Raw genomic sequence first — 26518 nt, forward strand, 5'->3', positions numbered from 1 at the left:
AGCGTTCAGATCAACCCTGTCAGAGGTGGAGCCAGGGGGCGAACGAGCAAGCATGTTTTTTTAGGTATTCGTTCAGTGTCCGGACTCATTGGGGGTAACAGGCAATCCTGCTAAACGATGCGGATTACCTGAGCGTTTTACCCAATTAGAGGTAGTGCAGGTGACTTGTTCTGGTCAGTGTGAGCAAGTGTGGTTATAGAGATCGTTTGCACACAGCGCTATATTCAAACGCAACACTAAGCAGTTAAAGACAGCATTTATTCTATGACAGCGTCAAGCACCCCAAGCGCGACACGCGCGCTAATCATGGCTACCCTGGTCTTTGCCGTGAACTTTTCGGTGTGGACATTGTACTCGGTGATGGGGATTGCACTTAAAGATCAGTTGTCGCTGAATGCTACCGAGTTTGGTTTGCTGTTATCTGCGCCTATATTTACCGGTGCAATCTTCAGATTACCTGTTGGTCTGTTGTGTGAACGGTATTCAAGTAAAAACCTTTTCATTCTTCAGATGCTTATTCTGCTTCCTCCCCTGTTGATGCTTCCTTATGTTGATTCCTATTGGGGATATCTGCTAATTGGTTTGATTACCGGTATATCTGGCATTTCATTCACTATCGGCATCCGTTACGTAACGGATTGGTTTCCCAGCAACGAACTGGGAACCGCGATGGGCGTGTTCGGGGCGGGTAACGCTGGTGCAGCGTTGAGTCTGGTACTGGTGCCTTTTATCATTGATTACTGGGGCTGGGAAATGGTGGGGCCTGTATATGCAATTGGGGTTGGTGTCACTATTTTTCTCTTCTGGCTGCTGGCCCCGGCTTTGCCCGTGTACCTTCGGCACAAGCAACCTAAAACGCTGGCGTTTTATCTTAAACCACTGACGCATGCAAAAGTTTGGCGATTTGGTTTGTATTACTACTTTGTCTTCGGCAGCTTTCTGGCTTTGCTGCTCTGGCTGCCACAGTATTATGTCAAAGCGTATTCCCAGTCGTTTAATCGAGCGATGGCGTTAACATTACTTTTTGTGATCAGTTCCAGTATGGCAAGGGCCGCTGGAGGCTGGTTCGCTGATAAGTTTGGTGCCAGGACTGTCAATTGGAGTGTGTTTTGGATATGCCTGGTATGTTTGTTTTTCCTCAGTTACCCGCCGACCACGATGACGTTACACGGTGTAGAGAAAGATGTTGAGTTGTATATAGAGCTCAATCTTACGGCTTTCACCATTTTGTTGCTGATCATCGGCTTGGCGCAAGGCTTCGGACGAGCCAGTGTGTACAAAATCATAAACGATTACTACCCCGAGCACATGGGGAGCGTAGGAGGGATGGTGGCCATGCTTGGGGCGCTGGGTGGGTGTACGCTGCCCATTCTTTTCGGTGTGGCCGTTGATCTGATTGGCGTTTATAGCGCTTGTTTCATGTTGCTGTACGGCGTGTTAGCGATGTGTATGATTCTGATGCATTTTGCCATAAAGCGTGATCGCCATGAAAGCAGAATCCGCCAGGCAGAAACCGATAACTTTTTAGAAAGGGAGCATTATTGATGTTAAATATCACTGATCTGCAACAGGAGGAAAAGGTATTTCCTCTGTTTCGGCTCGGCTTCAGGCCGCTGTTCCTTTTTGGAGGTTTGTTTGCCGTTGTGGCAATTGGCTTTTGGACCCTGTTTTTACAGGGAGTGGTGACAGGGTTTAGTCAACGGGATCCTTTTTGGTGGCATGCTCACGAAATGCTTTTTGGTTTCACAACTGCGATTATTGTCGGCTTCTTACTGACAGCAGTGCAAAACTGGACGGGTATTCCCGGGCTTAAATCAACCCGACTGATGTTACTGTTTGCCTTGTGGTTGTCTGCCAGAGTGTTGCTATTTATGGGAACAACCGTTCCTATTGCCTGGACAATGAGCATTGATTTACTGTTTCTCCCGTTGGCTGCGTATTTTCTTGCACGACCCATTATCCGGATAAAACAGTATCGCAACCTTATTTTTGTTCCTATCTTGCTGTTAATGACCCTAACCAATGCTGCGTCCTATTTGCCAGGGTTAGGATTCGCACCGACCTGGCAACAACAAAGCTTCTACGGCATGGTGCTACTGACGATCGTATTAATATCGTTGTTGGGTGGCCGCGTAATCCCGTTTTTCACCGCCAACGGCACCGGACAACCTAAAGTGGCACCGTGGCTCTGGCTTGAAGTTGTGTGTGCCCTGACTCTGGTGTGTGTTTTCGTGCTTTATTTCAGTGGTTGGGCAGCTACCTTTCGCCTTTTACCCGCCTTGTTGTTTTTGGCTGCCGTAGCACAATTCATTCGCTGGTTCCGTTGGCGACCTTGGGTGACCATCAATATACCGCTGTTGTGGTCACTGCATTTGGCTTACTCATTTGTTCCGGTCGGACTACTGCTCCTGGGTCTGTCAACTGTTTCAGCACACGTGTCCCAAAGTGCTGCTTTGCATGCATTAAATACGGGGGCTATCGGCGGCATGATCCTGGCGATGATGGCCAGAGTTTCGCTAGGACATACGGGACGAAAATTGGTGGTCAGCAAGGGCATTGCTGTCGCATTTGGCGCAGTTCTGCTTGCGGGGCTGGTACGCAGTATCCTTGTGGCTGGAGCCCCTCAATTTGTGTCGTTGTGGTGGCAGATATCAGGGGGCTTATGGTGTATTGGATTTGCCCTGTTTGTAGTGCGCTATTGGCCAATTCTAACCCGTCCGCGGTTAGACGGTCGGCCTGGTTAGTGACCGTTTTCGGTACCGCAAACCGGGCATTGGGGATCTTTCTGCAGTGCAAAGGTTTGCCATTCTGAGCGAATAGCGTCAAACAGTAGCACCTTGGCGGTAAGTGGCTCGCCAAACCCGGTTAGCAGCTTAATCGCCTCCAGTGCCTGCATGGCGCCGATAATTCCGACAACGGGCGACATAATGCCCGATTCGACACATGAGAGGTTTTGTTCGCCGAAAAAGCGACTCAGACATTGATAACAAGGGGTATGGTGTTGTGGCACAAAAGAGCTGATCTGACCTTCCATGCGGATAGCGGCACCAGATATCAGCGCTTTTTGGTTTTTCCAGCATACTGTGTTGAGTAAATTACGGGTTTCAAGGTTGTCGGTACAATCAAGAACAATGTCATTTGCTGCTACTGCCTGTTCCAGTTCAGGTTCGCTCATTCGTACAGTGTGAATCTGAATATCAACGTCACTGTTGAGGGATGTAAGGGATTGTTTAGCTGATTCGCATTTGAGTTTTCCCAGATCCTGCTCAGTATGCAGGATTTGTCGCTGCAAATTAGTTAGCGCTACCGTATCGTCATCCACCAATGTCAGGTTACCAATACCGGACGCCACTAAGTATTGAGCCGCAGCACAGCCAAGCCCCCCTACACCGATTTGTAACACCCGGGCGTTCAACAGGGCTTCCTGACCATCCAGATCAAACCCTGGCAGCAGGATTTGGCGACAGTATCGCAGTGCTTGTTGTTGGCTCAACGTCCGGTTTTCGTGCTCGTTCATTCTGAATTCAACGTATCTCAGTTCTACTGAGCACGTTGTATCACTTTAGGTGGAATCCGTTCAATGATCCTAAAGGAGTAGCCATGTTACCACTGCTGTGTAACAGGATGCTCAATTTGGTGGTAAACGCTTGTTAAATAAAGAAAAAGATAGACTTCTGGAGTATGGTGTAAGCACACGTTTGATAAGGAACAAAGCATGAAAACGAATATTGTATCCCTTTGCTGTGCTGTATTAATCGCAGGCTCATCAGTCCCGGTGTCTGCAGATACACTGGAGAACATCAAACAGATGGTGGCAGACGGCCAAACCAACGTCAGTATGCGCTATCGCTATGAACGCGTAGATCAGGAAGGGATGGATAATCATGCCAATGCCTCTACCCTGAAGACACGTTTGAGCTATGAAAGTGGCAGGTTCAATGGTTTTTTTGCGAATGTGGAAGTCGACAACGTGACGGCCATTGGCAATGAAAATTACGATTCGACAATCAACGGAAACACACAATACCCGGTAGTAGCCGATCCCACAGACACAGATCTGAATCAGGCATTCATCGGGTATCAACAGGACAACCTAACATTTTCCATCGGGCGGCAACGAATTGTGCATGACAATCAACGATTTGTTGGCGGGGTAGCCTGGCGCCAGAACGAGCAAACCTTTGATGGTTATCGGGTTGTGTATGACAATCAGCAGGATTGGCGCGTTGATTACAGCTTCATACACAATGTCAATCGGATATTCGGACCTTCCGGTGCGAAAGCTGACTTAGCGGGCGGGCTGCATCTTTTCAGCGCTGCAATGCACCTGAACGATGAGCATGCGATTAAATTTCATGTTTACGAATTGGACTTTGATCAGGCGCTAGCGCAGTCCAGTCGAACCTTCGGAATCACCTATGAAGGTAGGGCTGATAGCATTAACTGGCATCTGGCCTTTGCGAGGCAAACAGATACCGGTGACAATCCGAACGACTATTCAGCCAATTACTGGAATGCAGAGATAGTCGGCAAGCTAGCGCATATGACACTGGGAGTCGGTGTGGAGAACTTGGGCAGTGATAACGGGGTAGGCTTTAACACGCCGCTGGCAACACTGCATAAGTTTCAGGGGTTTGCCGATAAGTTCCTGGGTACACCGGCTACTGGTGTGAATGACCGCTATATCAAAGCCTCAACGTCCTTGGGTAAGCTGGGTATCAGTGCAGTCTGGCACGACCTCAGTGCCGATGTCAGCGGAATAGACTATGGTACTGAGCTCAACTTGGTTGGCAAATATCCATTGGCACAAGGTGCTGGTTTACTGGTGAAGTATGCGGATTACAATGCTGACGACCATGCCACGGACACCAGAAAACTGTGGTTGATGTTGAACGTGCAATACTAGTCGTTGGCATTCTCTCATAAGCTGAACAGGCGCTCGCCTGTTCAGTCTACTCCTTTGTAGGTAACACTTCAGTTCAATAACATTCCCACGTAAATTCAGCCACACTTGAGCCATTACAAACTCCGAGCATGCGCCTCTGTAGCCGAACCGGTATGGGACGCATGCCGTGGTCAATAGGCCACCAGGGTTGGAGTACGAGAAATCGTCCAGCCTCCCGACGAGTGAATGCTCGATATTTGGAAAGGTGTTTAGCAATGCTTGAAGATACATTTGGTCGCAGGTTTCATTATTTGCGGCTGTCGATTACCGAATGGTGCAATTTCAGGTGCAACTATTGCTTACCGGAAGGAAATGCCTGCGACACGCCGAAAGATAACCTTTCGCTGCGTGAAGTAGAAACCTTGGTGGCAGCCTTTGCCCGCCTGGGAACCAGCAAAATCCGCATCACCGGCGGAGAACCGACATTACGCAAAGATCTGAGTGACATCATTGCCATCTGCAAAGGTACCCCTGGCATACAAACTGTCGCCATGACGACCAATGGTTTCAATTTGAAGGATCATATAGGGGAGTTTCGGCGCGCAGGGTTGGACGCAGTGAATGTGAGTGCCGACAGTCTGGATCCAAGAATGTTCTCTGCAATTACGGGACAGGATAAACTACAAACCATTTTGGAGGGGGTCGAACTGGCACTTCGTTCAGGTGTTTCTTCGGTCAAGCTTAATACCGTATTGTTGCGTCAATACAATCACCGGGAACTAGCGTCATTTTTCGACTTTTTACGCGACAGGCGAGTAAGCTGGCGTTTTATCGAATTGATGCAAACCGGGGACAACCAGACATTCTTTGAACAAAATCATGTGGCAGGTGAGCCTATCAAGCAGCACCTATTGGAGAGCGGCTGGGAACAGGTTATCCGCGACAAACGAGCCGGGCCTGCGCAGGAATTCCGACACAATGATTACGCCGGAACGGTAGGTTTGATTATGCCTTACAGCAAAGATTTTTGTAAAACCTGTAACCGATTGCGGGTCTCATCACGGGGCAAGCTACATTTGTGCCTGTTCGCCGAAGAGGGCCTTGATATCCGAGCGAGTTTAACTGCAGGTGATGTAGACGCTACCTGCCAGGTTGTAGAGCGACTGGTGGCGGGCAAAATTGCTGGACACGGATTAGCACAAGGATTTACGGGGGCGACACGTCAACTCGCGATGTTGGGAGGATGATATGAAAACCATTGGTGTGGTGTTGGCGGGAGGGCAATCTACCCGTATGGGTCAGGATAAGTCTTTACTGCACATTAATGGCAATACAATGTTGCAACGAAGCCAGTGGCTACTGCAACGTTGTGGCGTGGAAAGCGTAGTGATCAGCCGTAATAGTCCCGGTCGGGCATTCATTCGTGATCATTATGCCGAGAAGGGACCGCTGGGCGGTATTCATGCCGTAGCGCACGCGTATCCCAAGCATAATTTACTGTGTATTCCGGTGGATATGCCGCTGCTGACCGTGACGAATTTAAAAGCGTTGTACACAGAAGGTTGCCGACAGTACCGAAGCGCCTATTTCCATCAGCACAGCCTGCCATTGTTCTTAATGAATACTGTTCGTACCCGTTTGTATTTGGAGCAGACACTATTTAGAAATGCTGACCTGTCTATCCGCGCGATGCTTAAAGCATTACCGTCGATAGGAATAGCGGTACGCGATCGCCAGGAATTACTCAACAGCAATGATCAACATCAGTGGCAGCATGCCTTGTCACTTGTAGCATCACAATAAGAGACGTTTTATGAGCCATCTTAATAGAGTTTTTGAACCGCTGAACATTGCGGTGCTGACTGTGTCAGACACGCGTGATGCATCTAATGATACATCCGGAGATTATCTGGCAATCAGTGCTGCTGAAGCGGGGCACAAAGTAAATCACCGTCACATTGTTATTGATGACGTCTACTTAATTCGCGCACAGGTGAGTGCTTATATCGCCGATCCTGACGTGCAGGCGATATTGATAACTGGCGGCACTGGCTTTACCCGCCGTGATTCTACGCCGGAAGCATTGTTACCTTTATTTGATAAGGAGGTAGAAGGATTCGGTGAGTTGTTCCGTCATATGTCGTATCAGGAAATCGGTACTTCTACGGTACAGTCGAGGGCGATTGCCGGCTTGGCCAATGGGACGGTTGTGTTTTGTTTACCGGGTTCAACGGGGGCGTGTAAAACGGCCTGGCAGGGGATTATCCGACAACAGCTGGATGGTTCTCACGGTCCATGCAACTTTGTGCCACACCTCAAAGCCTCTGTCACGCCTCAATGTGAGACGCGTAGCTTATGAGTTGCTCCCTAACACACGTGGATGCCAAAGGGCAGGCCAATATGGTCGATGTCACTAAAAAGAAGCCCTCCCACCGAATGGCTGTTGCCACTTGCTTTGTGCAGATGCAGCCACAAACGCTGGCGTTAATTGATGCTAATCAGCTGGCTAAAGGCGATGTATTTGCCGTGGCCCGTATTGCTGGCATTCAGGCTGCAAAGCGGTGTGCTGATCTTATCCCGTTGTGTCATCCGTTAATGCTGTCACATATTGATATTGCGTTTAAGGCTGATCATCAGACTAGCCGTGTCTATATAACAGCCCGGTGTCAGTTAACCGGTGCAACCGGTGTCGAAATGGAAGCTTTGACGGCTGCGAGTATTGCCGCAGTGACATTGTTTGATATGTGCAAAGCCGTTGATCCTGGGATGCAGATTGAAGGTTTGATGGTTGTCGAAAAGCAAGGTGGAAAATCGGGGGACTGGCAACACAGGAGCCACACATGATTAAAATTTTATTCTTTGGGCAGTTGAAAGAGCGACTCGAGTGCGCCGATCTGAATCTAGAATATGCAGGAGAGCACACTGTTGTTGATGTCGTACAACAGCTTCTGGAACGAGGAGAGGTTTGGCGTCCGTTGGCTGAAAACGACGTGCTGGTAGCGGTTAATCATACCATTTGCGCTTTCGACGCCACTGTCAGGGATGGTGATGAAATAGCATTTTTTCCGCCGGTAACGGGTGGTTGATATGATTGTCATTCAGCCGGAAGATTTCGACCATGGTGAACAGTACAAGCGGTTACGCGCGAGGTGTGACAGTGATGGTGCAATTGTTACTTTTACGGGACTGGTCAGGGATTTTTGTCATCACGGAAGGGTGTCGACAATTACACTGGAACACTATCCGGGTATGGCGGAAAAGTCCCTAATGCAGATCTGTGCACAGGCGCGAAAAAGGTGGGAATTAGGTGAGGTGACGGTAATACATCGGGTGGGGGAGTTGTCAGCCCACGAGCAGATCGTATTTGTGGGTGTTACCAGCAAGCACCGACAGGCAGCGTTTGAAGCCGCTGAGTTTATTATGGACTATCTGAAAACCCTGGCACCTTTCTGGAAAAAAGAAACAACCAATCATGGACCCCATTGGGTCGACGCAAAAGCATCCGATCAAGTCGCTTTCGAAAAGTGGTAATTCTGTCAACGCCTCACACGTGCCTGCATGAGCTGCCGAACTGGTGTATTTTTGCTGTCTTTTCCCGCAAAACCTCGATTGTACATAGGTTTCAGTGAGCTTCCATTCAAACTCCACACCTTCCATTATTTGGGAAACGACAAAAGCGAGTGACCCTTGCTAGTTGGTTAAACAGTTAACAGGGACAAGTCTGGTGGCAAGCGATTCACTTACACTTGGTTTTGAGGAGGATATACGAGGATATGATGCTTACCTGGCCAAAGTGGCGGGAATTCGTGAGCATGAAATGCCTGCCTGTCGCGCAGTCGGTCCACCCATGAGGACACCTTCGCCGGTGTTCAACCCGAGGGGATATGTCAGTGAGCGATAATGCTGTCGAACAACTCAACAGTTACGCGTTCACCGCATTGCACATCTCCCCGTTCTTTTTCCAACACGGCGTAGCAATTACTGTTAGAAAAACTCGAAAGGATCCCTGAGCCCTGGCTTCCGGTAGGTTCTACCATCAGTTGACCTTTCTCGTCTCGCCAGCACACTCCTCGCTGAAAATCAGTCCTGCCTGGACGTTTTTTAAATGTTGAATTTGCCAAAGCCTGAAACAGCGTTTTGCTTGACGGAGTCTGGCCCATCATCAATCGCAATGTCGGTACAGCGATTTGGTGAAAGGTTACCATTGCCGAAACCGGGTTCCCTGGTAAGCCAAAAAAGACGCTGTCAGACAACCTGCCAAAGGCAAGGGGTTTGCCGGGTTTGATGGCCAGCTTCCAGAATTCAATTTGCCCCATTTCATCGAGTATTTCTTTAGTAAAATCAGCTTCGCCCACCGACACTCCACCGGAACTGACCACCACATCTGCCTGATGATTGGCTTCTTGAAACGCACGCCTTATGTCCTGTTTATTGTCGGTTATAATACCCAAATCAATAATGTCTACACCCAGTTTTCTCAGCATGGCGACGAGGGCAGGACGGTTGCTATCGAATATCTGACCATCTTGTAACGCAGTCCCCGGTTGTACCAATTCATCACCGGTGGAAAAAACGGCGACGCGCAGTTTCCTGAATACCGGTACCCGCTCAATGCCAAGCGAGGCCAGCAACCCAATGTCCGTTGCAGTGACTAATCGTCCCGTTGTGAATACACGCGCACCTTTTGGAATGTCTTCGCCTGCTGAACGAATGGCATTACCTGCTTTGGGGGATTGACGTATTACCATCGAGGTGCCATCAGCGTTTACGTTTTCTTGTATAACGATTGTGTCAGCACCGTCAGGAATATTGGCGCCAGTCATAATACGAACACATTCACCCGGTCCTAAAGCCTTCAGACAGGGTTGGCCAGCAAAGGATTTCCCCACCAGATTAAAGTGTGATGTCGTCGCCAAATCCTGATAGCGGATCGCATATCCGTCCATCGCAGAGTTGTCTGAAGGTGGGACATTGACCGGTGATACTATGTCCTTAGCCAAGACTCTTCCCAACGCTTCTTCCAAGGGACAGTCCTGTATCTCCTCAACCTGCCGAACGGTTTGCCAGATGGTTTGTTTTGCCTGTTCAAGCGGCATCAGGCCATCAATATTGCAGTCGCAGCTCACAGTTTAGCCCCCGTTCTGATGGTTTATCATCCAAACAGCTGCTTCGACCCGTGAACGGAGGTTCAGTTTCTTCAAAAAGTGTTTCACGTGTACTTTAACGGTGCCGTCTGAAATGTCTAATTCACGGGCAATCAGTTTGTTGCTCATGCCTTTAGCAATGAGTTTTAATATCTCATATTCTCTGCTGGTCAGGCTTGCCAACGCCCGGCTGCCCGGTTTTTCCGGTTTACGTAAAGCCGAAGCCAGGATCTCGGTCAATTTGGCACTCATCACCATCTTGCCCAGTGTGGCTTCCTTGAGTTTTTCAATAATGTCATCGGGATCCATGTCTTTGAGCAGATACCCATCTGCACCGGAGCGAATCGCTTCGACAACGTCTTCATCATTGTCAGACACGGTGAGCATAATAATGCGTGCATCCACGCCTTTGCTGCGCATAGTTTTCAGGGTTTCCAGACCATCCATGCCTTGCATGTTCAGATCCAGCGTGATCACGTCAGGCTCAAGGGCAATCGCCATTTCAATGGCTTCCTGGCCAGATGACGCTTCGCCGACAACCGCGAGCTCATCTTCCAGTTCAATCAGTTGGTTCAGGCCCTTACGCAGCAATGCATGATCATCGACCATCAAGATTTTTGCTGGGCTGTCTTCAAACATGGGAACTCCCTGTGTCACGAAAGATTGTTTAACATAGTCATTGTTTAAAAGAATATCCTTTCAAGAATGCGATTCCTATTGTTTTGTTTGGGTAAGGGGTGTACTCCTTATGGGGTAGTGTTCGAGTGAGGTGAAATTTTTAAATCATAATATATAACAATGGGTTACGCTTTCTTTTGGGTGCTTTTTTGCATTGTTGACGACGCCGCTGACCTCTCTAAAGTAAGAGGCTTCTACCCACTGAAGCTGATAGTTTTATGACCTTCTCTGGCCCATAGTGTGGCTAACTTCATGCACCTATGCGGAGAATGTGTCATGTCCGATTTACATAAATGGGAACCGGAAAACCCAGAGTTCTGGGAAAGTGAAGGTAAGAAGATTGCCAACCGAAACCTCTGGTTGTCGATCCCAAGTTTGCTGTGTGGTTTTGCCGTGTGGCTGTATTGGGGGGTTATAACCGTACAAATGCTGAACCTGGGATTTCCGTTTGCCAAAGCCGAATTGTTTACTCTGATGGCTATTGCGGGGTTGACCGGGGCAACCCTGCGTATTCCGAGTAGCTTTTTCATTCGACTGTGTGGCGGAAGGAATACGATTTTCTTTACCACTGCATTGTTAATGATACCGGCCGTAGGCACGGGCATCGCATTACAAAATCCCGAGACGCCTTTATGGCAATTCCAACTACTGGCGTTGCTATCTGGCTTTGGTGGGGGGAATTTCGCGTCTTCCATGTCAAACATCAGTTTCTTTTTTCCTAAAAATCAGCAGGGGTTGGCGTTGGGCTTGAATGCAGGGCTGGGTAACTTCGGGGTAACCACCATGCAGATCGTTGTCCCACTGTTCATGACATTTGCAGCATTCGGCGCATTCAGTGGTGACCCGATGACATTGATCAATACATCAGGCACGCTGATTGGGAAAATACCCGCGGGCACTGAAAGCTACATTTCCAACGCAGGGTTTGTCTGGTTGCTGCTACTGGTACCCCTGTTCTTTCTGACCTGGTTCGGAATGAACAACATCCGTACAGAAGATGCTTCACCGAACATCGGTAATCCAATGACCGCGTTTGCGCTCATCAGTATTATGCTTGTTATCGGACTTGTTACCGCAGCGTCAGGCCTGTGGTTGATGCTTCCTGAATCAGCCAATGGATCCGGCTTTGGGGTCCCCAAAGAGGTTGTGTTGGTATTGGTCGTAACGGCTACGGTGGTATTGCTAAAAATGCTCCCAGGCCAAATCGGTGAAAGCCTTAGTCGTCAGTATCAGATTTTCAACAACAAACACACCTGGGTGATGAGTGTCATCTACACCATGACCTTCGGCTCATTTATCGGTTTTGCCGCATCATTTCCCTTGGCCATTAAAGTCATTTTTGGATATAGCCATGTGATGGTGGATGGTGTGATGACGCACGATACAGTGAACCCGAACGGACCGAGTGCCTTGATGTATGCCTGGATGGGACCCTTTATCGGTGCATTGATTCGACCGCTTGGCGGGTGGATTGCTGATAAGCTGGGAGGCGCGCTCGTAACACAAGTCTGCTCGATTGTTATGGTGGGCAGTGCGCTCGGCGTCGCGTATTACATGAAAGCAGCCTATCAATCCGCCACACCAGAAGCGTTCTTTGTGCCGTTTTTTGTGTTGTTCCTGGTGCTGTTTGCCGCAACGGGTATCGGTAACGGATCTACGTTCCGTACCATTGCCATGGTCTTTCCTAAGGAACAAGCTGGGCCAGTCCTAGGCTGGACATCTGCGGTGGCAGCCTACGGCGCTTTTTATATTCCGAAAGTATTGGGGGAGCAAATTAAGGCCACAACGCCGGAGATAGCACTGATTGGTTTTGCCGTGTTCTATGCCTTGTGCTTATTGATCAATTACTGGTTTTACCTGCGCAAGGATGGCGAGCACTACAATCCATAGTTCATTGCAATGATCCCAGGGGCAGGTGTTTTATCCTGCCCAATCCCGATAACGTTTATGACGGAAAATGACGGATGTACAGTGAAAACGAATTTGCGGCCTATTTTCTGGGTGCATATGCAGAAAACAATGACGTGTTTGAAGAAGCCTGGCTGGAATTTTATCGTGACCACGTGTACTGGCGAAGAAGTTTTCATCCAGAAGATTCGCCGCCGGTTGAAGTGGTTAGCCAGTATCAGGATGGGTTCCTCAAAAAGGTCGGCGCAACAAAACAGGCTTTACACCAGCTAACGGCAAAGTTGAAACAGTCTGTGCCGTTTTATCACCCGCGCTATATCGGGCATATGTCGTCAGATTTGTTGATGTCGGGGCTCCTCGGGCAAATGATCACGACCTTGTATAACCCGAACAACGTGAGTGTAGAGGCGGCGCCGGTAACGGTAGACCTGGAGCTGGAATACGCTAAAAAGCTCGCGCAAATGCTCGGGTTTAAGACCGATGATACCTTGCCCGAATGCGCATTCGGTAACCTGACATCCGGTGGTACGCTCGCCAATTATCAAGGCCTATGGTATGGCTTGGCGCTAAAACATTATCCTTTTGCCTTACAAGCTGCACTCGGAAAAAGCCCCTCAGTTGCCATTCAGGTTGGTCAACAATTGCTGAGCGAGATGACGCATTGGGAACTCTCCAATCTGACCTTTGACGAGATTGTAAATTTAAAGGCAGATGCTGACACATGCGTGCAAGGGCTTTCCAAACACGAGCAAGCGAACATCAATGAGGCTGTGGAGTCCTGTCGCCTGGAGCAGCTCGGGAACCACGGTTTTCATACCAGGTTTCCCGAATGGAAAACACCTTGGGTTTTGGTGCCAGCAACCGCGCATTATTCCTGGCAAAAGGCCGTCAAACTGATGGGGATCGGTACCCATCAACTGGTTAAAATCCCCACGGATGACAAGATGCGCCTGTGTCCCAACGAATTGAATCGCATACTCGAGGAGTGTCTGGTTAATCAGCAGCCGGTTTTAACGGTTGTTGGGGTCTTGGGCACAACGGAATACGGTACCATTGATCCCATCGACAAACTGGTTGATCTACGTGACAGGTTCAGCGCCAAAGGGCTGACATTCTTCATCCATGTAGATGCTGCTTGGGGGGGCTTTCTCAGCAGTATGTTCAGAGATGAGCAGGGACAAAGTCTGGCCTCTGATCAAGTGGCGAGTGCCTGTCAGTACTTCCCCTCAAAGGACGTATACAGTGCGATGACAGCACTAAAGCATACGGAATCCATCACGGTTGACCCGCACAAATTAGGGTACCTTCCTTTTGGGTGTGGTGCCTTTATATGCAGAGACGGCAGGGCAAGGGAGTTTGTTACCCAATCCGCTGCATACGTGTTTGATGCAGACAGCCCTGACCAGCCGCTACAATTGGGGCAATATATTCTGGAGGGATCCAAGCCCGGTGCGATTGCTGCGGGTGCCTATGTAGCAGAACGTGTATTGCCATTCCACGCGCAGGGGTTGGGCAAATTGCCGGAACAAAGCATCTGCATAACTGAGTATTTTTTTGCACAATTGGTAAAGCTACGTCGGGAATTGGCTGGCACTGTGCATTTGTCGGTGCCTATTGAGCCGGACTCCAACCTTCTGTGCCTGACATTTAACCTGAATAACAACCCTGACGCGGCCACGATGAATGCATTTGTTCAGAGGGTTTATCAGAAACTAAACATAGACAGTACGCAGCCTTTGCAAACGAAACAGTTTTTTGCTTCCTGTACGAGGATTTATCGACATCACTTGAGTGATAATGCGGCCGGGAGTCTATGCGACAAACTCGGTTTAGATGCAAACAGTTTTGTTCTCCACCCTGAGCATGATCGGCAGGCAGATAACCTATTTGTATTGCGTCATACGCTGATGAACCCTTGGTTAATCAATCAGGCAAACAATTATATTGATGCCTATCTGGACTATCTCAAACAGGAAATACTCGCATTGATACATCCCATGTCATGAATCAGGACTTCCCATGATTGTCTCTCCGCGTGTTCAGGCCGTTTGCGCCAGTTTTTGTTTATCGCGCATATACTGGGGAACAAAACTGAATTCAACCCTCGTCCCACCCATTGGGTTGGTACAAATGTTGATGGTCCCATCTAGACTTCTGCTGCGCTCTTGCATGATCGCCAAGCCATAGTGGTTCAGTTTGTTGGGATCATCGGGTATGCCGATACCATCATCCTGAATGGAAAGCTTCACACAAGGTTCGTCTGTTTCAGACAGATGAATGTCAATATGACGTCCCTTAGAATGATAAAACGCATTTTGTGTGGCTTCCCGCGCAATCTGTAACAAATGGATTTCTTCTTGTGGCGTCAGTGGCAAGTGTGAGACATCGGCGACTAGCGTAAACTCGAATTGATCAGAGCGGGACATGAGTTGCTGGATGGTTTGCTGCAAGGCTGAGCGAATAGAGCCACTGTCCAGTTTAAGCCTGAAAGTTGTCAATAGTTCTCGTAACTCCCGGTACGCAGAACTCAGGCCGCCCTTCAATTCACCAATGACCTCGTCAATTTGTGCTTCGCTGTTATCTTTTTGTTTTAGTTTTTGTAATCGTGAAACTTGTATTTTCAGGTAAGACAGCGCTTGGGCGAGAGAGTCATGCAATTCTCTGGCGATTACTGTTCTTTCCTGCATTAATGCGATGCGTCTGGTTTGCACGTGTCGCTCTTGTAAGCTCAGCCCTGTTGCTACTTGCTCTGCGACGGCTTCGAAAAGCTTATGTTGCCATTCTTCGAGTAATTCACCTGATGACGGCGAAACCACTAGTACTCCATAGTCAGCGTCACCGTTTTTCAAGGCGTACTTGAGCTGGTGCTGATCAGGGGCAAAGATATTCTCGTGCTCTATGCAACCCTGGCAGTCATGTTGTATACACTTGTCAGGCAGGTCCTTATCCGATGTGACGATGTGTTCGTAGGGCACAAATCCTTGCTCTGTCATGATGCACAAGTCCAAATCACGGATCCCTGTCACATCTGCGAGCTTTTTCATGATGGGTTCAAAGTTGAACGTGTCTTGTTCGGTGTGGCTGATGCTGGTTGCAATATCAAACAACAAGCTCAAGGACGCGTTGCTTTTTTCCAGCTTGGCTGTTTTCGTTTTAACCCGCTCTTCCAGATAATTATGAGAACGATAGATTGCACGGCTCATTTTGTTCATTGCTTTGGCAAGGATTGCCAATTCGTCCTTTCCTGACTCGTCGGCAACCGCGGTAAAATCACCACGTTCTAGTTGTTTGGCGACATTGGTCAGATTGGATAAAGGTTTTTCAACGTGGCGACTGATGATAAACAAAGCGAATGCGATGAAAAACAGCATCAAAAACAATGCCAAGCTCTGTATTAAGCGGATCGTCGCTATGTTTCGTTCCGCCTGCTGTTGAAAACCCAGTACCAGTCTGTCGATATTTGCAACAAAACTGCGGGTAAGCTCGGTGAGTCTGGCAGGTTCATAGGGGCTTGATAGCGCCGACACGTACACAGGCTTTACACGATTATTCCATTGTTGCACAACCTCAGGGAAAAGCTGACGAATCGTTTCATCTCCCATTTGTGCACTTTGCGCCGCCAGTGTGCCTTGCAACAGGTCTCTTTCTAATTGTTGAATATTACCGAGTATTTCATTCTCTGAAACGATACTCGGAGACGCAGTGTGTTGCTGAATCAGTGACAGGATACGGTAGCTTTGCATGCGCAGTGAGCCGGCAACATTGATCGCATGGGCATCATTCTGTGCCCCGTCACTGACAAACACTGAACTGAACATACTGACGACAGCCATAAAGCTGATCGCAAACAGTAATGCACCAATTTTAAAAACTGTGGAGTGGATAATTCTATTTTTCATAGTGCAGAGGTGATACCCACAAAAAACAGAATACCACTGTATTGTTGAAGCAATCTCATACTGTCAGTCTAAACCCCTTTTACACAAAGGGGTAGCTACTTTTTGTGGCTACCACTTAATAGGTAACCCCTTCACTGGCGTGGTTTTCAGCCCTCTTGAGCACAAAATTCTAATCGACTTTAATCTGGCCATGACCTGAATTTGCAGCAACAGGCACTCTGCAAAACAACGTAAAGAGGAGTCAGGCGTGAGTCACTTTTTAGACAGACTACAGTTTTTTAAGAAACACCAGGAATCGTTTTCAGGTGGTCATGGTGTGACCACAGATGAGAATCGTGGCTGGGAAGATGGTTACCGTCGTCGTTGGCAACATGACAAGATCGTACGCTCTACACACGGGGTGAATTGCACGGGCTCATGCAGCTGGAAGATATACGTCAAAGATGGCTTGGTTACCTGGGAAACTCAGCAAACTGACTATCCCCGTACACGTCCCGACTTACCTAATCATGAGCCACGAGGTTGTCCACGGGGGGCCAGTTACTCCTGGTATATCTACAGTGCCAACCGACTGAAATACCCTAAGGTGCGAAAACGCCTTGTCAAGCTATGGCGCGCGGCAAAGCAACAACACAATGACCCGGTTGAAGCCTGGGCATCTATCGTTGAAAATCCCGAGAAAGCAAAGGAGTACAAGCAACAGCGCGGACTCGGCGGTTTTGTCAGGGCGGATTGGCGTGAAGTTAACGAGATCATCGCCGCCGCAAATGTCTATACCGTTAAGACGTATGGCCCTGATCGTGTAACCGGATTTTCACCAATTCCAGCGATGTCCATGGTGTCTTATGCAGCAGGCGCCAGATACCTTTCGTTGATTGGTGGAAATTGTTTGAGTTTCTATGATTGGTATTGTGATTTGCCTCCTGCGTCGCCGCAGATATGGGGTGAACAGACCGATGTTCCTGAGTCCGCAGACTGGTACAACTCCAATTACATCATGTGTTGGGGGTCCAATGTGCCACAAACCCGTACGCCGGATGCACACTTTCTTACCGAGGTGCGGTACAAGGGGACGAAAGTCGTTGCGATTACGCCGGATTACTCGGAAGTGGCTAAACTCACGGATCAGTGGTTGGCACCCAAGCAGGGCACTGATGCCGCTCTTGCCATGGCGTTTGGTCATGTCATCCTGAAAGAGTTCCATGTACAAAACCCGTCGGAGTACTTCACAGACTACGTCCGTCGCTACACAGATTTTCCCGTCCTTGTGATGCTGGAGAAAGGGGAAGACGGCCATTTGCATCAGGGACGGTTCCTGCGGGCATCCGACCTGAATGATAACTTGGGCCAACCGAACAATCCCGAGTGGAAAACCATTGCAATAAACCAGGCAGATGACGCGTTGGTTTCGCCTACCGGTTCTGTCGGATATCGATGGGGCGAAAAAGGAAAGTGGAACATTAAACAAACTGATGGCAAAACCGGCGATGATGTTACGTTGCGTCTTAGCCTGAAAGACTGCCATGATAAAATAGCTGACGTGGCATTCCCTTATTTTGGCGGCGCCGAACACGAGTTTGGTTATTTTCAGAATACACAGCATGACGACATTATTCAGCGTAAAGTGCCAGCCAGAGAAATCACCCTAAACGATGGTACCAAAGTCCTTGTGGCAACGGTATTTGACCTGACGCTGGCCAACTATGGTGTCGACAATGGTTATGATGATCCCAATGTAGCCAGTTCATATGATCAGGACATTCCTTACACACCGGCGTGGCAGGAGCAGATCACGGGCGTCGCTAAAGAAGATGTAATAAAAATTGCCCGAGAGTTTGCCACCAATGCAGACAAAACGCGCGGCCGTTCAATGATCATCGTCGGTGCCGGTATGAATCACTGGTACCACATGGACATGAACTATCGAGGCCTGATCAACATGTTGATGATGTGCGGTTGTATTGGTCAAAGTGGAGGCGGTTGGGCGCACTATGTGGGTCAGGAAAAGCTACGTCCGCAAACCGGTTGGCAACCCTTAGCCTTCGGCCTTGATTGGCAGCGCCCGCCACGGCACATGAACGGTACTTCCTTCTTTTATAACCACTCCAGTCAATGGCGGTACGAGAAACTCGAGATGACGGAAGTGGTTTCACCGTTGGCCAATAAAGAAAAATGGAGCGGCTCGATCATCGATTTCAACAGCCGAGCCGAGAGGATGGGTTGGTTACCATCTGCTCCACAGCTGGGTACGAATCCGCTGCAGTTGTGCAAAGATGCTGAAGCGGCTGGTATGGAACCTCAGGATTATGCGGTTCAACAACTAAAATCTGGTGAGCTAAACTTTGCCTGTCTTGAGCCGGAAAATCCGCAAAACTTTCCACGCAATATGTTTATCTGGCGCTCCAATTTGCTTGGCTCGTCGGGTAAAGGTCATGAGTACATGTTGCGACATTTACTGGGTACCAAGCATGGTCTGATGGGAAAAGACCTCGGCGAATCCGGGGGGAAAAAACCACAGGATATTAAATGGGAAGATAACGCCGCCGAGGGTAAGATTGACCTGCTGGTGACGCTGGATTTCAGAATGTCCACTACCTGTCTTTATTCTGACATTGTGTTGCCAACGGCCACTTGGTATGAGAAGGACGACCTCAATACGTCCGATATGCATCCTTTTATTCATCCATTGAGTGCCGCAGTTGATCCCGTCTGGGAATCGCGCTCGGATTGGGACATTTTCAAAGGCATTGCCAAACAGTTTTCTGAAACGGCCAAAGGTCACCTGGGGGTTGAAAAAGACCTCGTCACTGTACCGATATTGCACGACACACCGGCTGAAATGGCACAACCTTTTGGCATTCAGTCCTGGTGGAAAGGTGAATGTGACCTGATACCAGGCAAGACCGCACCTAATATGGTGGTGGTCGAACGAGACTACCCCAATACCTATGCCCGGTTTACGTCGGTTGGCCCATTATTGGAGAAACTTGGTAACGGTGGTAAAGGGATAAACTGGAATACCGAAAAAGAAGTGCAGTTTCTGGGGCAACTCAATCAGGTTCATCACAAAGACGGTGTCAACAAAGGGCGCCCGAAAATTGAATCGGCCATTGATGCGGCGGAAGTCATTCTGTCACTGGCCCCGGAAACGAACGGACAAGTCGCAGTCAAGGCCTGGGCAGCACTAAGCGATATCACAGGGATTGACCATACGCACCTGGCAAAGCCAAAAGAGGAAGAAAAAATTCGCTTCCGGGATGTACAGGCTCAGCCACGCAAAATCATCAGCTCACCTACCTGGTCAGGACTGGAAGATGAACATGTCTCGTACAATGCAGGCTATACCAATGTGCATGAACTGATCCCCTGGCGCACGATAACCGGTCGTCAGCAGTTTTATCAGGATCATGAATGGATGCGTGATTTTGGTGAAACCATGTGTCTTTATAAGCCGCCGATAAACCTGAAAACCGTTAAGCCGATCATGAATAAGCAGCCTAACGGTAACACCGAGATTGCACTTAACTGGATAACACCCCACCAGAAATGGGGTATCCACAGCACCTACTCCGACAATCTGCTGATGTTGACACTATCCCGTGGTGGTCCAATCGTGTGGATTTCTGAGCCGGATGCACAACGTGCTGGCATAGTCGATAACGACTGGATTGAGGTCTTCAACGTGAATGGCGCCATCGCTGCCAGAGCCGTGGTATCTCAACGGGTGCCCGAAGGCATGAGCATGATGTACCACGCACAGGAACGGATTGTAAATGTTCCCGGTTCTGAAGTTACCAAAACCCGCGGAGGGATCCACAATTCGGTGACGCGTGCGGTAATGAAACCGACCCACATGATAGGTGGCTATGCACAACAGGCGTATGGCTTTAACTACTATGGCACCGTCGGCTGCAATCGGGATGAGTTCGTGATTGTCCGGAAAATGAGCAAGATTGACTGGCTGGATGAAGACAGCAAAGACGAAGACATTAATAAGGCGGAGGGCTAATCATGAAAGTCAGAGCTCAAATAGGCATGGTGCTGAATCTGGATAAGTGCATTGGTTGCCATACCTGTTCTGTAACCTGCAAAAACGTCTGGACCTCCCGAGAGGGGGTCGAGTATGCCTGGTTTAACAACGTGGAAACCAAACCTGGCATTGGCTATCCCAAAGAATGGGAAAATCAGGAGAAATGGAACGGTGGTTGGCAGCGCAGCAATAATGGCAAACTAACCCCGAAACAAGGCGGCAAGTTGCGTATCCTGGCCAATATTTTCGCGAACCCGGATTTGCCCGATATTGACGATTACTACGAACCCTTTGATTTTGACTATCAACATCTGCATAAGGCGGGTGAGAGCAAACACCAACCTGTTGCCAGACCGCGTTCCCTGATCACTGGTCAACGCATGGAAAAAATCGAGTGGGGGCCCAACTGGGAGGAAATCCTCGGCACCGAGTTTGCCAAACGTCGAAAAGACACCAACTTTAATCAAATACAGGCCGAAATGTACGGCGAATTTGAAAAGACGTTCATGATGTATCTGCCCCGACTTTGCGAACACTGCATTAACCCAGCTTGTGTAGCTTCCTGTCCTAGTGGCGCAATCTACAAGCGTGAAGAGGACGGCATTGTCCTGATTGATCAGGACAAGTGTCGTGGTTGGCGCATGTGTGTAAGTGGATGTCCTTACAAGAAAATTTACTACAACTGGAAAACCGGTAAATCAGAAAAATGCATCTTTTGCTATCCCCGCATTGAGTCGGGACAGCCAACTGTGTGCTCTGAGACGTGTGTGGGACGTATACGGTACCTAGGGGTCATGCTGTACGACGCAGACCGCATCGAAGAAGCCGCTTCAGTGCCCAATGATCAGGATTTGTATCAGGCGCAATGCGACATATTTCTTGACCCCTTTGATCCTGAAGTGCAAGAGGCCGCGCGCAAAGAAGGCATACCTCAGGCGTGGCTGGACGCTGCACAGGCGTCGCCGGTGTACAAAATGGCCATGGATTGGAAGGTTGCACTGCCACTGCACCCTGAATACCGCACATTACCTATGGTTTGGTATGTACCGCCGTTGAGTCCAATTCAAAGTGCGGTGGAAGCCGGTAAGGTCGACTCAGACGGCGTCTTTCCTGATATCAAGTCTCTGCGTATACCGATGAAATATTTGGCAAACATGCTCACCGCGGGCGATGAGCAACCTGTCATACATGCCTTGGAGCGCATGATGGCTATGCGCATCTTCAAACGATCACAGCAGGTGGATGGTGAGGAAAACAGCGCGGCGCTCGAGCGCGTCGGGCTGACTGTAGAACAAGTAGAAGAAATGTACCGGTATATGGCACTCGCAAACTATGAAGATCGATTTGTTATTCCTACCAGCCACCGTGCGTATGCGGAAAGCGCGTATGACATGAAGTCGGGTTGTGGCTTTACCTTTGGAAATGGGTGTAGTGGTGGTGATAGTGCTTCTGACTTATTTGGCGGTAAAAAGCAAACCGTGCGTCAGGTTATTCCCGTGGAGGTGCAAGACTGATGGATATTCTAAAAATAATCTCGCGACTGATGGACTACCCAACACCGACGTTATTCGATCATCGTGACCAGATCCTGGACATGATCGAAGCGGATACTCTGTTACCTGAGATTGAAAAACGCCAATTGCTGTCATTTGCAACCCGTCGGTTAACCGGCGAACTGCTCGACTGGCAGGCGGATTACGATGGTTTGTTCGAGCGTGGACGCTCGTTGTCGCTGCTGATCTATGAGCATTTGCACGGTGAGTCCCGAGACAGAGGCCAGGCGATGGTCAATTTGCTCGCCCAGTATCGCGCAGCCGGATTGGATATCAGCGTGAAGGAATTACCGGATTATTTGCCCTTGTTCCTGGAGTTTCTTTCCACTCAAGGCGCGGAGAATGCCAAAGGGTGGTTGCAAGATATCGCGCCGGTTCTTGCCGTGCTTTGCGTTCGCCTGCAAAAACGTGACAGTGATTATGAGGCGCTATTTTCTGCATTACTTAGGGTGTCCTCGGCAGACATTGATCTGGAGCAGGTGCGAGAACAAATCAAAGATGAACAGCGCGATGACACCCAAAAAGCGCTGGACAAAGTCTGGGAAGAGGAAGCGGTCACATTCGGAGCTGATGCCCAAAACAGTGGTTGTGGAACTGCAGTAACACGACCAACCGCCAATCAGCGCCGTGATCAGAATGTGCCCATCCAGTTTTTCGATGACCCTATTCAATCCCAGTCTGGTCAAGCAATGAGGAGTTAATCATGGAATTTATCAACACGCTTTTTTTCGGGATATACCCGTATATCGCAACTGGGATCTTTTTCCTCGGTAGCCTGTTGCGGTACGACCGTGAACAGTACAGTTGGAAAACTGGCTCGAGTCAGATGCTCAGCAGCAAAAACTTTCGTATCGCCAATGTATTATTTCATGTCGGCATTATCATGATCCTGCTAGGACACTTTGCAGGTCTTGTTTTGCCTTGGGAAATCTGGCATGCGCTGGGTATATCGCTGCCAGCTAAGCAGCTAATCGCTATGGGCGTAGGAGGATTTTTTGGCGTATTGTGCTTCATAGGACTAACCATGTTGGTGAAGCGTAGACTGTTTGACCCGCGCATCCGTGCAAACAGCAGTAAAATGGACACGGTCATACTGTTGTTGATCTATCTCCAGCTCATCGTGGGACTCGTGACCATCGTAATATCTTCCGGCCATATGGACGGTGCCGTTATGTATAACTTGATGAGTTGGTCTCGTTATTTACTGACCTTCCGTCCGGTGGAAGCGGTTGAGTTTATTTCCAGTGTTCACCCTGTGTACAAATTTCATGTGGCATTGGGCATTACTTTGTTTGTCCTGTTTCCGTTTAGTCGGCTGGTGCACATTTGGAGTATACCTGTTCAATATGTTCGCCGTAGCTACCAGATTGTCAGACAAAAAGCATGAGAATTCCGTTCGGCATGGACGCTGTTGATGAAACTGTAGGAGTACAAAATGAGCCTCGTTAACACCCCTGAAATAAGCGTTAATGGGACAGTGATACCGCCATCTGCTATTGATGCGGAAATCCAGTACCACCCGGCAAGCAGTCGCAGAGAAGCGATGATATTGGCTGCCCAGACATTGATTATCGAACAGGTTCTCAAGCAGCGAGCTGAGAAACTGGGGATCTTTACATTAATACCGTCGGGCGGTATTTCAAATGATGATCTCATTGATAAGCTGTTCGAATTGGAAGTGGCTGTTCCTCAAGCAACAGTTGAAGAATGTCTCCGCTACTACAAAGCCAATCAGGAAACGTTTAAAACGGCACCACTGGTTGAGGCAAAACATATTCTGCTGGCAGCTGATCCCGAAGACATCGTACAGCGAGCGGAGGCTCGCCAATTGGCGCTGGCATTGATTGAACAGCTGTGTGAAGACGCGCTCCAGTTCAGCCGATTGGCCAGAATGTATTCTGCTTGTCCATCGAAAGAGGTGGATGGAAGCCTTGGGCAGGTCAGTCATGGGCAAACAGTGCCGGAATTTCAGAGACAGTTGTTCGCCGCACCCGAGGGACTCATGCAAAAGCCGATAGAATCGCGTTTTGGTTTTCATATCGTCTGGATTGCGAGGAAGGTAGACGGCGTATCGTTGCCCTTTGACACCGTCGAGCAGAAGATTGCCAATTATCTGAATGAAAAGGTGAGAACGAAAGCTATCGCACAGTACTTACAGCAATTATTGGCTGACGCTGATATTGATGGGTTTGACTTTGGTATAGAGAAATCACCGTTAGTGCAATAAACCGACTACAACCCTACGCACCAACGGTAAGTGAATTATACCTTGTGGTTGTATCGGGTGTGCAGGAGGGCAGTTGAGCGGTCTTGTGCAACAAAGTGAGGAAACCGCAGGTATGCCTGTCGATGACAATCCATTCACGGCTCGTTGGACGGCAAAAGGACATACCTTGTGTCTGGGGCATTGGGAAATTCGCTATCGAAGTACGCTGCTGGAGTTACCGCCAGGTATCTGTGAAAACCCTATGGACACCTTTGGTATTTTCAGTTTTTTGTTTCCGGATGACGAGGATTATTGCGAGGGGTTGCGAGAGCCTGAATGGCTCGAAAAGCACTCCAACTGGCTAATGGATCTTTTTGAAACCTATAAAATACCTTTTGATAGTGAACATGTTTCGTGGTTTTATCATGCCGTCAATGCTGAAGACTGGCGGTGTGGCAGCTGTGGTGGTTGCCTATAATGCCAGATTAACGGCAGTCACGGTGGTTTGGTCTTTTCAACAAATGAGCAGTGCGGCATGTGAGTGTCTAAGCATTATTCTTTGACCTACAACACTAAGCACCCAAAAGAGTCAGGAGTCAGTATGTCGGCCTTTTTGTCTTTGTTGTTGGCATACCTATTTCTTGGTTTGGCGATCATAGGGATTTTTATCCCGGGATTGCCAACCGTGCCATTTTTGCTGTTGACAGCGTGGTTTGCGGCGCGAGGAACTGAAAAATTGCATCAATGGCTATATGCACACCCATCGTTAGGCAAATTGCTCATTGACTGGGAACAGCAAAAAGCCATTTCGAAACGAAGTAAATTACTGGCTGTCTTTATGCTGATTGTCAGCTGGTGGATTATGCATTTCAATGTGGAGAATAAATGGGTGAGTATCCTTACTGCATTATTCTTTATTCTGATTGCAGCATTTCTGTGTTCCAGGCCTGACCCTGAATAGAGAGAACACAATTTTGTACTTCACGTCTGGATTGTCGTTCAAATATAATACAAAAGTGTAATGTTTGTGTTGACGTTGACCTTTCCCCTTAACTAGAACCAATTTTTCGATGAGATTTTTCATATTATGCTGCCCGTTTTGCATACTCAACAGGTGGCAAATAATTCAGTGAACTATGTGGACGAACATGGTTGTAGTGTTCACGCCACAGATCAATTTCATACCTTGCTTCGTCAATCGTTCTGAACCAATGTTGATTCAGACATTCATTCCTGAATTTGCCATTGAGACTTTCCACAAAGGCGTTTTGTGTTGGTTTACCTGGCTGAATAAATCCAAGCTCCACACCTGATTCTTTGCTCCAGAAGAACATGGCTTTGCTGGTGAATTCCGTACCATTGTCACAAATCACTTTCCTGGGTTTAGTACGTTGCTCAATTAACTGACTAAGAAAACGAGCAACCTGCCTACCGCTGATGGAAACAGAGACTAACTGGCCCACCATCTCTCGCGAGTAATCATCAACCACATTGAGTACACGGAAACGCCTCCCGTTGGCCAATTGGTCGGATACAAAGTCCATCGACCAACGCTCATTCGGTGCAGTTGGCACCTCCATCGGTTGTCTGGGGCGCGTCAACTTCTTTCGCTTCTTGGTTCTGACCTGCAACGCTTCCTCGGTGTACAACCGATAAGTACGCTTACGATTGACGACCAAGCCTTCACCTTTGAGCAGACCATGTAACATCAGGTAGCCATATCGTGGATACTGCGACGCAAGCTCTTTGAGCCTTGTTCTGACAGGAACATCGCCCTTATCCTTACGCTGATAGCGAAACGCTGTCCTGCTCACGCCAGCTAGCCTGCACGCTACTCGCTCACTCAGTTTGAATGTCTCCATCAGGTGGAGAGCAACGGGCTTTCTTGCTGCTGGCTTCACCACTTTTTTGACAGCACATCCTTCATGGCTTCAACTTCCAACAACTTGTCAGCCAACATCTTCTTGAGCTTGTTGTTCTCAGACTCTAGTTCCTTCAGTCGTTTGGCTTCATTTACCTCAAGTCCTGCATATTTACTTCGCCAGTTGTAAAACGTACCGCTGGATATGCCCATATCACGACAGATATCGTCAACCTTGGCTCCGGCCTCATGCTGCTTGATTGCTTTTATGATTTGCTCTTCGCTGTAACGCTTTTTCATTTCGAGATCTCCATTGTCTCCAGTTTATTGGAAATCTCATCAATGTCATGGTGT

Annotated in this window: 23 protein-coding genes and 1 riboswitch; of the genes, 18 read left to right on the forward strand and 5 right to left on the reverse strand. The window is 48.6% G+C overall.

Features of this window, described 5'->3' with window-relative positions; genetic code table 11:
- Positions 1–306 precede the first annotated feature (306 nt).
- Together LJ739_RS02190 and LJ739_RS02195 are read left to right on the forward strand one after the other, a co-directional pair.
- The gene (locus LJ739_RS02190) at positions 307–1545 is read left to right on the forward strand and encodes an MFS transporter (protein ID WP_229156965.1); all 1239 of its coding nucleotides are present in this window, start codon (positions 307–309) and stop codon (positions 1543–1545) included.
- Positions 1545–2744 carry an NnrS family protein gene (locus tag LJ739_RS02195; protein WP_229156966.1) on the forward strand — a complete coding sequence of 400 codons (1200 nt, stop codon included), beginning with the start codon at positions 1545–1547 and terminating at the stop codon, positions 2742–2744. Before LJ739_RS02190 ends, LJ739_RS02195 begins: the two co-directional genes overlap by 1 nt.
- Here the strand turns inward: LJ739_RS02195 and LJ739_RS02200 are convergent.
- Entirely contained in the window at positions 2741–3517 is a 777-nt protein-coding gene (locus LJ739_RS02200; protein WP_229156967.1) for a molybdopterin-synthase adenylyltransferase MoeB, read from the reverse strand. The genes LJ739_RS02195 and LJ739_RS02200 overlap by 4 nt on opposite strands.
- Positions 3518–3715: 198 nt before the next feature.
- Here LJ739_RS02200 and LJ739_RS02205 point away from each other — a divergent pair, with 198 nt between their 5' ends.
- From LJ739_RS02205 to moaE, 7 genes are all read left to right on the forward strand, one after another.
- Positions 3716–4906: an alginate export family protein gene (locus LJ739_RS02205; RefSeq protein ID WP_229156968.1), complete on the forward strand. Its 1191-nt coding sequence runs from the start codon at positions 3716–3718 to the stop codon at positions 4904–4906.
- Positions 4907–5014: 108 nt separating this feature from the next.
- A riboswitch (molybdenum cofactor riboswitch) is annotated at positions 5015–5169 on the forward strand.
- The gene (gene moaA, locus LJ739_RS02210) at positions 5161–6132 is read left to right on the forward strand and encodes a GTP 3',8-cyclase MoaA (protein WP_229156969.1); all 972 of its coding nucleotides are present in this window, start codon (positions 5161–5163) and stop codon (positions 6130–6132) included. Its footprint overlaps the riboswitch before it by 9 nt.
- 1 nt (position 6133) lies before the next feature.
- Positions 6134–6688: a molybdenum cofactor guanylyltransferase gene (mobA, locus tag LJ739_RS02215; protein WP_229156970.1), complete on the forward strand. Its 555-nt coding sequence runs from the start codon at positions 6134–6136 to the stop codon at positions 6686–6688.
- Between the two features lie 10 nt (positions 6689–6698).
- Positions 6699–7244: a molybdenum cofactor biosynthesis protein B gene (gene moaB / locus LJ739_RS02220; protein ID WP_229156971.1), complete on the forward strand. Its 546-nt coding sequence runs from the start codon at positions 6699–6701 to the stop codon at positions 7242–7244.
- A complete protein-coding gene (moaC, locus tag LJ739_RS02225) occupies positions 7241–7729 on the forward strand; it encodes a cyclic pyranopterin monophosphate synthase MoaC (RefSeq protein ID WP_229156972.1) in 489 nt (162 codons plus the stop codon). Before moaB ends, moaC begins: the two co-directional genes overlap by 4 nt.
- Positions 7726–7971: a MoaD/ThiS family protein gene (locus tag LJ739_RS02230; protein WP_229156973.1), complete on the forward strand. Its 246-nt coding sequence runs from the start codon at positions 7726–7728 to the stop codon at positions 7969–7971. The genes moaC and LJ739_RS02230 overlap by 4 nt, the downstream gene beginning before the upstream one ends.
- Position 7972: 1 nt before the next feature.
- Entirely contained in the window at positions 7973–8416 is a 444-nt protein-coding gene (moaE, locus tag LJ739_RS02235) for a molybdopterin synthase catalytic subunit MoaE (RefSeq protein ID WP_229156974.1), read from the forward strand.
- Positions 8417–8772: 356 nt separating this feature from the next.
- On the opposite strand, the gene moeA is transcribed toward moaE, so the two are convergent.
- Both moeA and narL read right to left on the reverse strand, forming a co-directional pair.
- Positions 8773–10011, reverse strand: coding sequence for a molybdopterin molybdotransferase MoeA (gene moeA / locus LJ739_RS02240; protein ID WP_229156975.1), 1239 nt, complete (start codon positions 10009–10011; stop codon positions 8773–8775).
- Positions 10012–10014: 3 nt separating this feature from the next.
- Positions 10015–10668, reverse strand: coding sequence for a two-component system response regulator NarL (narL, locus tag LJ739_RS02245; RefSeq protein WP_229156976.1), 654 nt, complete (start codon positions 10666–10668; stop codon positions 10015–10017).
- 315 nt (positions 10669–10983) lie between these two features.
- On the opposite strand from narL, the gene LJ739_RS02250 reads away from it, so the two are divergent.
- Together LJ739_RS02250 and LJ739_RS02255 are read left to right on the forward strand one after the other, a co-directional pair.
- A complete protein-coding gene (locus LJ739_RS02250) occupies positions 10984–12597 on the forward strand; it encodes an MFS transporter (RefSeq protein WP_229156977.1) in 1614 nt (537 codons plus the stop codon).
- 74 nt (positions 12598–12671) lie between these two features.
- The gene (locus LJ739_RS02255; protein ID WP_229156978.1) at positions 12672–14621 is read left to right on the forward strand and encodes a pyridoxal phosphate-dependent decarboxylase family protein; all 1950 of its coding nucleotides are present in this window, start codon (positions 12672–12674) and stop codon (positions 14619–14621) included.
- Between the two features lie 33 nt (positions 14622–14654).
- Here LJ739_RS02255 and LJ739_RS02260 read toward each other — a convergent pair whose 3' ends face one another.
- A complete protein-coding gene (locus LJ739_RS02260; protein ID WP_229156979.1) occupies positions 14655–16514 on the reverse strand; it encodes a histidine kinase in 1860 nt (619 codons plus the stop codon).
- Between the two features lie 247 nt (positions 16515–16761).
- On the opposite strand from LJ739_RS02260, the gene LJ739_RS02265 reads away from it, so the two are divergent.
- The 7 genes from LJ739_RS02265 to LJ739_RS02295 all read left to right on the forward strand — a co-directional run bounded on the left by LJ739_RS02265 (position 16762) and on the right by LJ739_RS02295 (position 25264).
- Positions 16762–20523, forward strand: coding sequence for a nitrate reductase subunit alpha (locus tag LJ739_RS02265; RefSeq protein ID WP_229156980.1), 3762 nt, complete (start codon positions 16762–16764; stop codon positions 20521–20523).
- Positions 20524–20525: 2 nt separating this feature from the next.
- Positions 20526–22058 (forward strand): nitrate reductase subunit beta, encoded by a 1533-nt coding sequence (gene narH, locus LJ739_RS02270; protein ID WP_229156981.1) that lies wholly within the window; start codon positions 20526–20528, stop codon positions 22056–22058.
- Complete coding sequence (gene narJ, locus LJ739_RS02275) at positions 22058–22798, forward strand: nitrate reductase molybdenum cofactor assembly chaperone (RefSeq protein ID WP_229156982.1); 741 nt, start codon at positions 22058–22060, stop codon at positions 22796–22798. The genes narH and narJ overlap by 1 nt, the downstream gene beginning before the upstream one ends.
- A 2-nt stretch (positions 22799–22800) precedes the next feature.
- The gene (gene narI / locus LJ739_RS02280; protein WP_229156983.1) at positions 22801–23484 is read left to right on the forward strand and encodes a respiratory nitrate reductase subunit gamma; all 684 of its coding nucleotides are present in this window, start codon (positions 22801–22803) and stop codon (positions 23482–23484) included.
- Between the two features lie 48 nt (positions 23485–23532).
- Positions 23533–24324, forward strand: coding sequence for a peptidylprolyl isomerase (locus LJ739_RS02285; protein WP_229156984.1), 792 nt, complete (start codon positions 23533–23535; stop codon positions 24322–24324).
- A gap of 73 nt (positions 24325–24397) precedes the next feature.
- Positions 24398–24781, forward strand: coding sequence for a hypothetical protein (locus LJ739_RS02290; RefSeq protein WP_229156985.1), 384 nt, complete (start codon positions 24398–24400; stop codon positions 24779–24781).
- 123 nt (positions 24782–24904) lie between these two features.
- The gene (locus LJ739_RS02295) at positions 24905–25264 is read left to right on the forward strand and encodes a YbaN family protein (RefSeq protein WP_229156986.1); all 360 of its coding nucleotides are present in this window, start codon (positions 24905–24907) and stop codon (positions 25262–25264) included.
- A 124-nt stretch (positions 25265–25388) separates the two neighbouring features.
- Here LJ739_RS02295 and LJ739_RS02300 read toward each other — a convergent pair.
- A protein-coding gene (locus LJ739_RS02300; protein ID WP_229156987.1) for an IS3 family transposase occupies positions 25389–26464 on the reverse strand; the annotation gives its coding sequence in 2 pieces (ribosomal slippage) (positions 25389–26215 and positions 26215–26464; 1077 coding nt in all).
- Positions 26465–26518: the final 54 nt, after the last annotated feature.

Source organism: Fluctibacter halophilus, assembly GCF_020687825.1.
Taxonomy (GTDB): Bacteria; Pseudomonadota; Gammaproteobacteria; order Enterobacterales; family Alteromonadaceae; genus Fluctibacter; species Fluctibacter halophilus.